Here is an 11,833-nt window from a genome sequence, read left to right on the forward strand (position 1 = left end):
CCCGGCTGCATCATTCACAAGCTCAAGATCGGAACTTGTAAACAACATGTTGCCGTTTTCTCCCTCTTCTACATCATCACTGCCGTTATTTATCCTTACATCTACCTGATGGAATTCTTCTGTCAGTTCCGTATATAGCGCTCCAACAGATGCAAACTCAGGCACCCCCCAATTGGGAAAACCCGGTACATACCAATATACTTCACCATTTTCACCCAATGCTGATGAAACGAAAACCCTATCAATTGCCTCACCCCATGCGACCCCTAAATCAGACAAATCCACATATCCCACATTGATACCAAACTCTGATAACCATGCTGTTTCAACAACAATTGCTCTACTATTTATGTTATAGGGATTTTGTAATGATTCAAGATCAAGCGCTACAAGTATTGAGTTTGCAGTTCCGACCTCAAAAAAGGCCATATCATTTCCAGGCCCATTAAAAACATTATTATCCAAAAAACCCACTTCAACATACTGATCAGGAGGCGCATCACTATTATAATCACCATCCTCTCCAGGAAGCAAATCATGCGCTCCATATTCCATCCACGTATTTAAATTTGATCCTAATACACAATCTTCTAAAGAGAGCGCAATTGCTCCGTTTTGAACTCCAAAAGTACCCGTAAAATCTGTCGACAAAATTACATCTGCGAAAGCATTATCCGTAAAATTTATTCCAGCGACTTCAGCACAATCTGCATAATTATAGGTAGTTAACCCTATCACAAGAACAAACAAAACAACCCTATTCTTATGGCATAAAAACTTTATTTTTTTGATAAACATACAAAAACATGACATTTCATATAGAATAGAAAGAAGTACTCCATACGGATTATCAAAGATGTTATTAGAATGTTCGTTGGCAGAGTTAAACTTCATAATTTCTTACCTCTTAAGAATTATCAATTTAAATATGGTTTTTAGAACCATGAGACACTCACAGCAACATGTATGCCATATTTATAAGAAAACATAGGCACCCCTAACATTACATTCATAATTCGTTGTGGGCGAATCCGGGTCCAAAATTCCGGTCCGCCCTTGGCGGTTATATCGAAGAAAAACCTGGAATTCCACCTATTACAAATTCAAGACACATCTCAAGGTATAAACACCATTTTATTAGATATCTACTCAGGTGATCAGGCGTATTTGCATAGAATTGAAGAGAGAACAAGATTGAACCCAAGCATTTAATAGCCATGGCAATCATAATTGCATCATGATTAAATACCAATCCAGATATTTTTGAATAAACCTCAATAAATTTTTCTATTGCTGCCTCATCAGGCCCACAAATAACAATAGCTGCCCCCCCCAACTCATAAACCTGTGGGCCAACGATCAAGTTATCAAAATCAATCATGGCAAGAAGTCTATTTTCTTTGTCAAAAATTAGATTATCCCAGCCAATATCGTTATGGATGGGAATCATCCTATGAAAATAACAATCATAACTCGGTGTTAAGGACTCTATTTTACTTGCAATTATAGAAAGTCTATTTAATCGACTAAGTATCCAACGATCAAATTCATTTTTCCTGAACTTCAAGCGAAGTTGATTAAAAAATGAAATGCGCCATCCATTTCTCGAAAAAAGAGTATCTGTATTGAGACGAGCTTTTTTAAATAGAAACCCAGTACTTATACTCAAGGCATCTTTTTTTATATGACCAAACAATTGTCCTGAAAGGCGGTGAAGATTTCCAGTGGCTTGGGCCACGTCCAAAATAGTTTCTTCATGAACAGATATGTTCTGCATGAAGGGTAATAAAGAGAAACCAGATACCCATTGATGGACCGAATAAAAAAAATTTCCTTCTCTAACAAGAGAATCACCACATCGCGCAACCTCTAATTTTGGTATGGGAAATCCAAAATCAAAAATTTGCTTTTGAAACTGGTGCGAAAGTTGAAAACGCTCGTTAATTTCCTCAGGATCATATTGCTTTATCACCCATTTTCTCTCTCCTATTTGAAAAACTGCATTATTATTTTTTAATTTTTGGGGAATCAGCGAAAAAGAGTCCAGAAATCCCTTAAAAAAAGGATATTGTGCCAACACGCGTTTGGTAACAACTATGTCTAATTTATTTTTCATCATATAAAAACTTTAAAGAGCCAACTCAACATTTACATTTTAATGAAAAAGTCCGGGGTGGGTCATAAGTTGGGCCACTATACAGGAAATAGAATTTTACTCACCACAAGGTACTGTAATGATAAAAGTTAATTTTTATATTTAGAAAGACTTCACAAGTATGGCCCATGTTATGAGTAGCTCCAAAAGTCTCAATATTTTTTTGCAAGCATTTTATTATAGTAAGCTTCCAAGTCCGCAAGAGAACGCGTCCATGAAAACGTCCGTTTCAACTTTAGAAACGATTCCTTTCCCATCTTTTTTCGAAGCGTTTCATCATTAATAAGCAATCTCAAAGCATTCGCCAGTGCTGTAACATTACCAGAAGGCACACACACTCCGTTTTTATTATCCACCAATTCGGGGATTCCACCCACAGAGGTTGCAACAACAGGAAGACCACAGGCCATATACTCCATGACTGCGTTGGACAAGCCTTCACGATCAGAACAAAGCACCCCAATATCCAAACAATAAAGCCAGTCTGAAACATTATTAACAGCGCCTGTAAAATAAACAATCTCTGTCAAGCCAAGTTTATTTATCTGTTGCTTGAGGACTTCCGATTTCCATCCTTCCCCCAGACAAAACACTTTAAACGGGCGCACATGCTCATTTTCCATAAGTTGTGCCAATGCATCAAAAAGCAAATCATGACGCTTTACAGGGGTCAAGCTTGCCACCATCCCAATTCGAACTACATTTTGTGCCATGGTTTGAATAACCGCTGGCATTGTCTTTTTAAGAGGAGGGATGGAAATTCCGTTAAATATGACTTGAATTTTTTCAGCAGGTGTTTTCTCCCGTTGAGATACAAATCTACGAACAGCCCTGCAATTAGCGACAATACCGTCAAACTTTCGATTGACATGCGGAAGAATCAATGGAAAATATCGGTGATACCAAGGTTTGTTATCCCTTCCAAGCCCCATATCCCTTCGGCTGGAAAGAAGAACTGGACAGTTTTGGCTCAAAAAAGTTCCCAGGTATCCAACAAAAATGGACTCTTCAAAAAAGATGTGTATTATCTCATAATCCCGTGCTTCAAATAGCCGTGCCAACTTCTTAACAACGCATGGGAAATTAAATTTTAAAAAGCCCTTATATCCCAAAATATGAACGGGGCAGGGAAGCATATGTTCTTTCATCCACATGGATTCGTACAAACAGATGAGTTCGGGGGAAATATAACAGCGATCCAATCGCTTTAAAATTTCAAGAAGTTGTTTTTCAGTACCTGATGTTTCACAACTGATCGTATCAATTAAAAAGGCGACCTTAATCATTTTCATTCCCAAAGATCAATTTCTATTTGCAGAATTTAGCCAAAGAAAGTTAAACCCCAGCCCAAACCAGCGGTAACTTTAATCGTTCACGGATTGTCCTGACATCACTGGAAAACTCTCATTTTTTTCAGTGAAAAATATAATTTTTCTCCCATCAGAGAAATCAATAGACCTTTAAGGGCGTGCCAGTTCCAATAAGTGCCCAAACTCATTAAATAATATTTCCTTGCCGTTTTCATATTTCCCTGTTGCTGGAAGTCATAACCAATTCCATAATTATTTTTAGAAATAAGTCGACGTCCCTGTTGTCTCAGTGGGCGGGGCAAATCTTTTTTCAACTGGCGGTGAATTACCCGGGATCGATTTTCAGCAAGAACGGGCCCCCGGCCAGAAATACTGTTTTCCCGAACCCTGTATCGGAAACCATCCATGTGAATGAATCCGATGGGAAACTGCTGGGCAATTCGAAACCACAAATCACAGTCATCTCCATTGGTAAGGTGTTCATCGAATTTACCTACGATATCAAATACCTTACGTGGTAGTGTTACACCGGAAGGCATGATATAATTTTCAAAAAATAGCGCACCATAGGCTGCTTTTGAGGGGATGATCCAATTATCTCTTCCCATATTTATTTTTATTTCCGATTGTTCTCGTGGAAGTGCCCAGAACACATCGTAATCATGCAAAAAACGCTTCAAGTCTCGACCGGTACGATCATCAAAACAAATCTCATCGGTGAACACTAAGCCTGCATCAGGATGATGCTCCAGAAAAGAAACAGCCGCGCTCAGTCGACCAGGGCAGTAAAGATCATCGGCGTCCAATAAGGCAATATATTGCCCCCTTGCCATTGATATTCCCACATTTCTGGGAAGGGAAGGGCCGCCATGATTTTTTCGGAGACGATGGTAATGCAGGTTAGGGCTTTTAAATTTTTGAACCACACCGGAGGTGTTGTCCTGGGAGCAGTCATCGACTATAATTATTTCAAAATTCTGAAAGGATTGTTCCTGAACACTTGCAATGGTCTGCTTCAGATAAGGTGCTGAATTATAGGCTGGAATGACTACACTTACCACGGGCATCTCCATTTATCACCTCCATCAACAAAATTACGGCTGCAACTCCGCCAGAAAAACAAGCAGATGGGCCGCAATCCACCGTCGCCCGACATCATTAAGATGGCCACCATCCTTGGAATAAGCATTTTGCAAGGCAAGGTACTCTTTTCCCTGTTCCCGGAAACTGGAAAATTTGCCATCAGCTGCCATGGCCTCAAAAAGAGCTATGTCAAATACCGGGGCACGTGTCTCAAAAGCCTCCTTAAGAAGTTGATTATACTCATTACGCCGGATATTGTCGGCATATTCCCAGGATTTTCGTCCTAACAAAGATTTCAGACTGGTTCGCCAGGAGTCATTTGTGACTTTCAGAGGAACCGTAAAATGCACAAAGGTGATGTGGGGATATTTTTTTTCTAAATTTTCCATGGTACTGCGATATTCCTGAAACATCTCTTTAACGGAGGTATCTCTGTCAACATCCACATAGCAGAACTTTAAAAATGCAATATTTATATTGGAAAACCCCTCATCAATAAATCTGGTAAAATCAACCATTTTTGAGTGCGGGGACCGATTTTTTCCCACCCGGGCATGGGCAAACAGGCCCGATCGGATATCGCCCCCCGAAGTTACCTCCTGGGGGTTTATTTTAATGCCAGATTCTCTTTTAAGGAGATCAACCATGCCGTCAATGATATTGTTTCCCACCGACTGGTGGCCGAAAAAAATTCCTTGAGCCGCCAAGCTATCCCATTTTTCAGGCGAGACTTTGTCCAGGCCCAGGTCAGTGTGTTTGACATTGTTTGCCATGCTCCCCCTCTCAAAAGAAATCAAAAGCCCCACCCAAAAAACGATTAAAAAAATTCCATGTTTTTTCATGTTGCCACCTTATATCACAAAAGAGTTAAACTCACTTTTAAACCCATTATTTTAATTCATGGTACAATGGTGAAAGTATTAAAAACACAATCAACCCTTTCGGGGGGTCCAAAGAACCTGTTTTTTTCCCATAATAAATTTCAAAAAAGCGTGGCCAGCTGCCAGATTAAGCAGTACAAAATAATAAAAAAGATAAAGGAAACCAGGATCTTTTCCTTTTCTGGAGCGTTCATGGGCTATCCAGGCCCCAAGATAGCCTAAATTCTGACAAATGAACAACAAAGCATATCCCCCCCCCCGAAAAATGCTCAACCAGGCACCCGTTGTCCAAGCCATGGCAAGGAATATAAAACAAAGGTATCTTAAAACCTTATGGGACCACAACTGCCAGGCAAAGCCTATTTTTTTATAATTAAACAGTAACGAAGACATGTCGTACAACGCCCACAGTGCCCTCAAGGATACCCGCACCCGCATGCGGTATTCATCCCTAACCACATTGAGTGTTTGTTCCCACAGAATGGCCCGAGGATCGTAGACCACACGAAATCTCTGTTGAACCACCTTCAATGGCAATACAAAATCAGGCAGCTGATCTGGTTGCATGGGCTGAAAAAGAGCCTTTCTCACAGCATCAATACCGCCGTCCACCCCCACCACTGACCCCACGGCAGTCTCCTTTTCCCGAAGAAAATTCTCATACCTCATGTAGGCGGAACAGCCATCTCCCACCGGGGAATTATCAGCGTTTACATAGATCATCTTTCCGGTAACATATCCCACTGTGGGATCTGAAAAATTTTCCACCAGCCACCTCAATGCCTGTGTTTCATAAAGGGAATTGGCATCGGAAAAGACAAGGATCTCTCCCTTGGCAACTGCAACACCGGCGTTCAGAGCTGCCGTTTTCCCCCCGCGAACCGATTGTCGTAACAACTTCACACCACGAGTGCTAAATGACATTACAATCTCATCGGTACCGTCGGTGGAACCGTCAGAAATCACCAGAACTTCAAAACGCTCCCGTGGATAGGTCAATTGCAGCTTATTCTCCAGAGTGGTGGCAATGTGATCTACCTCATTGTAAGCAGCAATAAGAATGGAAACCATGGGAAATTCCTCAGACCGGCGATCGAGCATCCTCCCCCTTTCAATGGCGTTGGGATACGCTGCAGACAAAAACCACACACATAAAGGATATCCCATATAAATGTATATAACTATGCTGATACTTCCCCAGAAAAGACACTCAACCATCATCAATCACCCTGCTTTATTGCCGAAAAAACTTGCTGTTCACCAGTACTTAACTCCCAAACTTGTAAGCTCTCAATAACCCGGGATTATAAAACCTGCTCACCCTTTAAACACCGGGTGTTATTCAAAAGAATAAAACTACCCACTTTTGCATGGAAAACTCAGGATAGTCGGTATGGAGTTCATTAAAATGCGGGTAGATATTATTTCCTAAGAACTGCCTTATTCAACTCTCTCATCGGGTATATTGAGAGAGTTATCTTCTGGTGAATCATGGGTTCGCTGACGAGTTCCAATGACTCGACAAGGACTTCCCGAAAGAATAGAATAGGGAGGATATCGTTTAATTCCCACCAGGCTGCCGGCCGCCACAACACACCCCTCCGAAATAGTTACACCCGGCAGCACAAATACATTGGCTCCCAGCCATACGCCTTTGCCGATCTTCACAGGCTTATGTTCATAGCCTTGTTTATATATGGGGATCTCTGAATTTTCAAACCGGTGATTAACCGTCCAGATCTTCACTCCGGGACCCAACATTACATCATCCCCCATTTCCAGCCCGCCACTGGCCTGGATAAAGGAATCCACCCCTATATGTACATTGTCCCCCACCACAATTTTATGGATCCCCCGAAATCGAAATCCCACATGAATTATCAAATTTTTACCGCATCGCTTAAAGTACTTTCCCAACATCTTTCTACGAATGCGTTCGCCAAAAACACCGGGCAGTTCCCGAATCATCCAGTGGATCAGCAAAAGTCTACCATAGCGATCCTGGAACTGATATTTGAATAATTTTAAAGTCTTAATCATTGTCACGTCTCTTATTTCTTCTATTTTCCAATTGCTGGGGATTGTATAAGCCAACATTTCCCACAAACGACCGTATTTCCCGGGCAGCTGAATAGAACTGTTGATGATGCAAATACGAATCAAGACATTGTTTATATCAAAACAAATAATACCATATCACCAATGCCCTTGCCAATTTTCTTTCAGTCCATATTTAAACCCATATATTGAAATTCAAATCCATTATGAACACATTATATGGTATTGATGTCAGATAATTTAAAACCGATTTTAAATTTTGCGAAGGTGTTGTATCACAGACAAATATCTAATCATTTTAATACAAACGCCAGAAAAACAGGATAAAATTCCTTCACAAAATCCAGAGCCACCGCCTCTATATCCTCCGGGTTGGCTTTCCCAAAGGGAACGGTGATGCGCACAAAGGCGTTATTCTCACCCTCTCCTTTCATACGTTTCCATAAGAGGTAAAGCTTCTGGCCCAGGGTACCGGCACTGGTTTTATCATGGGCCTGGAACCAATACAAAATCAAGTCCTTTTGGGATCCCAGCTGACCGGTCATGACGGAATAGGACAGCCGGGTACCGGGAAGGGTATTAATGTCTACTTCACCCTGGTGACGATCGGTCACCTTCCACCCTTGACCGGGAAAACAGACCAGGGGATCATGGGCCGCCCCCACTTTTTTGGCGGTGTAATAGTACCCGATGTAAAGAGATACTGAGCAGGACCGACCTGTAAATACGGCATTTAAGTAGTCATCCAGCTCCAGTTCTGAAACCAAGGCGTCGCCCAGCAGAATATCATGGACCTTTGTCCACCCTGGTATGTTAGAAATGGCATTATGCAGCGTATGATTTCGAAGCCCCATTTCAGGGAGAGGCCTGAGTTGAATCATCAGCCCTGCAGCAGCCAGGCAGACGCAGACCACCACTACCTTCATTCCCGCTCTCGAACGTATCTCCTTCATGGCGGCCATTTTATGCATCATTAGCAACCTTTTTGCCCATGGCCCTAAACTCCACCATGGAAAACACTATAGATAAAGCATAAAGCAACAACAACGCAATGGAAAAAATCAAAAGTCCCATCACCGTATGGGTAACGCCCGTGGTAAGATCATAATCAAAAAAATAAAACCCCATGATCATAAGCACCACCCGAACAATGTTGATAACAATGGCAATGGGAATACTGCTTAAAAACAAAACGGTACGAAAAACCGGCGTATCCAAGGCCAGATATCCAAACAGGGCCGACAATGCCGACAACGCCATGATGGAACGAAGCCCACTGCATGCCTGTACCACTTGCAGGGTTCTTTCCGGCAGATGGATAAGATTACCCTGGCGAAGAATAGGGATGTCCACGATACTGCAGATAACGGTACTGATTTGGGTAACCAGCAGCTGCAATGGAATGGTCATGGCGGAATAAATCTGGGAGGGAATCGGCACCATAAGAAATAGAAACAGCAAGGGAAACAGAATCATGCGATACATGACTGTACCAAAAAAATAAAGCACCATGCCATGGATTAAAAAAATCATGGCCAGGGGACCAAGGGTAAGTATGGCAGCATAATTTCCCAAAACATGTAACACCAGGGCAATGATGATTATGGCAAGTCCCCCGGTCCAGGGAATGAAAGGGCTATTTTTAAGCTGATCCCGTTTCATCCAGATAATCCATAGACTCACCGGCACAATGAGAAAACCGTGGGAGTATTCTTCAGACCCATTCCACGCCAGCACCAGTTCTTTGATCACCGGGTAGAATACCCATACAAACAACACACCGATAGCAAGCCAGCCCCATGGAAAAATTTCCCTGCCGGGGGACTGCCCCTCCCCAGATGTGATACCGATTTTCTTGTCAAAGGAATTTCCCGTGGAGACTGAATCAGTCATTTTTATTGATTTCAATGGCTGTTGTGTCATGGATAGTCCTCGCTGAAAACACGGGCCAGGTACTGTGAACAGGTGGCGAAGGTACAATGGTCAAACGCTTTTATCATGGCTGTTAATTTGATGGCGGTATTGCCCAGATTCACATAATGACGAAAGCGGAAGCCAGGGGATGCAGCATGAACCCGGGGTTGATCGGGATCCAGCTCCCAGGGATGCACATAAAAAACATAGGCACCCTGTTTTTTTAATATGGCCCGGACCCCCTGCTTTAAAAGAAAAAATGGAAATAACCTAAAATATCCGCCTCCCCCCAGGGGAATGGTCTGGTCTGCCACCACAAGATTACTCACAGGCAGTTCCTGGAAATTATCTGAAAGCTTAATCGCAATACCGTTTCTTTGCCCCCGGCTCGTATCAATCGCACCGTACCGGCCATGCCTGTCAAAGGAATTATAACTTGAGTCGTAGAGATAACCGCTCTTTTCAATAATTTGAAGGATCTCGTCATTAATGGCAAAACTGGGGGCCCGATACCCCGCCACACGGTCCCCGGTGAGATCCTCAAGAAGTTTTCGACTTTTATCCAGGTCATTAAAAAGACCCCGGGGATCCATGGTGGTACAAAGTTCATGGTCAAAACCATGGGAGGCCACCTCATGGCCCCGGGTTGCGATCTCTTTCACAAGATCCGGGCATTTCTGGGCGATCCAGCCCAGTATAAAAAACGTGGCCCGTACCCTGCCCTCCGGCACCCTGTCAAACAGGTCCAACAGCCGGTGACAGTTCTTTTCCACCCGAAGTTCCCGACCATTCCAGGTACTGCGGGAAATCCACGGCTTGAAATTCTCCACCTGAAACCAGTCCTCCACATCAACGGTGAGCAGTATGGTATCAGTCATTGTAAATGCGTCTCTCCAGGCTTTCCCGTGTGGCTTGCGGTTGTTCAAACCGGTCAAAGGTGGGATGTACCTGAAAGGTGAGAGTTCCCCGATGTTCCTGATAATCATCACGGACAAGGGAATCTGTGGTATAATCTTCATAGGAATAGGAGAAAAGAACACTTCCCCAACGCCAGGGAGACCAGGTTAACCCAGCTCCCAACTGCCAGGTATCGTCCTTGCGATTCACCCCAGGGTCGATGAATTCATCCCGGATATACGACCCGCGAAAATCCATGGACAAGGTCTCCAGGGCCTGCCAGGTCAAAAGGAATCCGGCCTGATAGTACACCTGGAACCCCAATTCCGAAGCATCATCACTGGTGGGATCAATACCGCTGGTGGCGGTGAAAACTATCCCGGCATTTCGACTCAGGTCAACGCCTTTGAACACATTGGCATCCACGAAAAAACGACCATCATTTTCTTCCTCCCAGTCCTGAAAGATATACCCGGCCCCCAGGGACACCCCGGTGTCTTCGGTGACATTCCAGTCAAATCCCACCGACGGAATATACATGTTCACATCGTACAATTCCCGCTGGGTGTAAATATGCTCATATTTAAAGTAACCCAGAAAATAGGGGGAAAGCCGCCGCAGCAGCCTGATATTTCCAGACCAGGTATCAACCACCGTATCCAACAAATCGTAATCGGTTTTTTCATAGTCTGCCGTTACATCCATGCCCCACAAGTTAGAAAACCAGTATGCCAGGGAAGCCGATGCACTGTATTCCTGATAATCATCCACCATCGGGGGTTCATAATCCACAGTGGTATAATCAAGAGACAACCCCACCTTATTGTGCTGGCCAAATTGATGGGTCAGATTCACCGATCCGCCGGAATCGGTATACTCCCGGTATTCTCCTGAATACTGACGACGTGTATAGGTTTCGGCATAATTTAACCCCAGCTCAGCTCGGGTTCTATCACTGAAATCTACGGAGGTGGTAAACCTGCCGGTGTGTTCCCAGGATTCATTGGCCACATCATTGTCATGACCATCATAGTTGAGACTCAAATCCATAATCACCCGGGGGGAAGCCTGGACATGCGCCCGGAGAGATCCGTTGTGCTCCAGGGAGTTTTCTTCATCATCAATGGTGCTGCGGTCATTGTACTCGGGATTATAGGTCAAGGTCACCGTGGCATTTTCCTGGATGAACCGCAAGGACAAGGCCGTACCGTAGGTGGTGTAATATTCCTCTTGTTTATCAAGTTCGGTCTGATCTTTGTTGTCGGTGTAGTGCCCGGACACATAAAGAATGGGATAAAACACCGTTCTCAAGGCACCCACGGCTTTGTCAATGTTCAAAAAAAACAGAAAACTGCCTGCCACCATACAGGCTAAAAACGCAGTGACGGCTCTGGACATGTACATTCCCCTTTTTTCAGCCTGAGAAGCTGTTTTGGGTCTTTGCGGATTCGTGTAATTGAGATCGGTTCTGATGCGCAATGATCTGTGTTTACGCATTGGAAATTATAATTCTTCACACAAATACGTGATGAGGC

At 43.4% G+C, this 11,833-nt stretch carries 11 protein-coding genes; all 11 read right to left on the minus strand.

All coding sequences use genetic code 11. The annotated features are described in order from the left end of the window. A partial coding sequence (locus ACYQ2M_RS20420) for a hypothetical protein (protein ID WP_459918233.1) occupies nt 1–894 on the minus strand: 894 nt, incomplete at its 3' end. Nucleotides 895–1,063: 169 nt separating this feature from the next. Beyond that, nucleotides 1,064–2,119 (minus strand): phosphotransferase, encoded by a 1,056-nt coding sequence (locus ACYQ2M_RS20425; RefSeq protein ID WP_459918234.1) that lies wholly within the window; start codon nt 2,117–2,119, stop codon nt 1,064–1,066. 188 nt (nt 2,120–2,307) lie between these two features. Beyond that, the gene (locus ACYQ2M_RS20430) at nt 2,308–3,441 is read right to left on the minus strand and encodes a glycosyltransferase (protein ID WP_459918235.1); all 1,134 of its coding nucleotides are present in this window, start codon (nt 3,439–3,441) and stop codon (nt 2,308–2,310) included. Between the two features lie 104 nt (nt 3,442–3,545). After that, nucleotides 3,546–4,538, minus strand: a complete 993-nt coding sequence (locus tag ACYQ2M_RS20435) for a glycosyltransferase family 2 protein (protein WP_459918236.1) — start codon at nt 4,536–4,538, stop codon at nt 3,546–3,548. Between the two features lie 21 nt (nt 4,539–4,559). Then, nucleotides 4,560–5,321, minus strand: coding sequence for an SGNH/GDSL hydrolase family protein (locus ACYQ2M_RS20440; RefSeq protein ID WP_459918237.1), 762 nt, complete (start codon nt 5,319–5,321; stop codon nt 4,560–4,562). A 159-nt stretch (nt 5,322–5,480) separates the two neighbouring features. Continuing rightward, nucleotides 5,481–6,500: a glycosyltransferase family 2 protein gene (locus tag ACYQ2M_RS20445; RefSeq protein WP_459918238.1), complete on the minus strand. Its 1,020-nt coding sequence runs from the start codon at nt 6,498–6,500 to the stop codon at nt 5,481–5,483. A gap of 369 nt (nt 6,501–6,869) precedes the next feature. Further along, on the minus strand, nt 6,870–7,469 hold the full coding sequence (locus ACYQ2M_RS20450) for an acyltransferase (protein ID WP_459918239.1): 600 nt from the start codon (nt 7,467–7,469) through the stop codon (nt 6,870–6,872). 311 nt (nt 7,470–7,780) lie between these two features. Next, the gene (locus ACYQ2M_RS20455) at nt 7,781–8,461 is read right to left on the minus strand and encodes an exosortase C-terminal domain/associated protein EpsI (RefSeq protein ID WP_459918240.1); all 681 of its coding nucleotides are present in this window, start codon (nt 8,459–8,461) and stop codon (nt 7,781–7,783) included. Further along, nucleotides 8,451–9,380, minus strand: coding sequence for an exosortase/archaeosortase family protein (locus tag ACYQ2M_RS20460; RefSeq protein ID WP_459918241.1), 930 nt, complete (start codon nt 9,378–9,380; stop codon nt 8,451–8,453). The genes ACYQ2M_RS20455 and ACYQ2M_RS20460 overlap by 11 nt, the downstream gene beginning before the upstream one ends. 26 nt (nt 9,381–9,406) lie before the next feature. After that, nucleotides 9,407–10,279, minus strand: a complete 873-nt coding sequence (locus tag ACYQ2M_RS20465) for an XrtA system polysaccharide deacetylase (protein WP_459918242.1) — start codon at nt 10,277–10,279, stop codon at nt 9,407–9,409. Further along, nucleotides 10,272–11,696 carry a hypothetical protein gene (locus ACYQ2M_RS20470; protein WP_459918243.1) on the minus strand — a complete coding sequence of 475 codons (1,425 nt, stop codon included), beginning with the start codon at nt 11,694–11,696 and terminating at the stop codon, nt 10,272–10,274. The genes ACYQ2M_RS20465 and ACYQ2M_RS20470 overlap by 8 nt, the downstream gene beginning before the upstream one ends. Between the last annotated feature and the right edge of the window lie 137 nt (nt 11,697–11,833).

This window comes from Desulfocicer niacini (assembly GCF_054657595.1).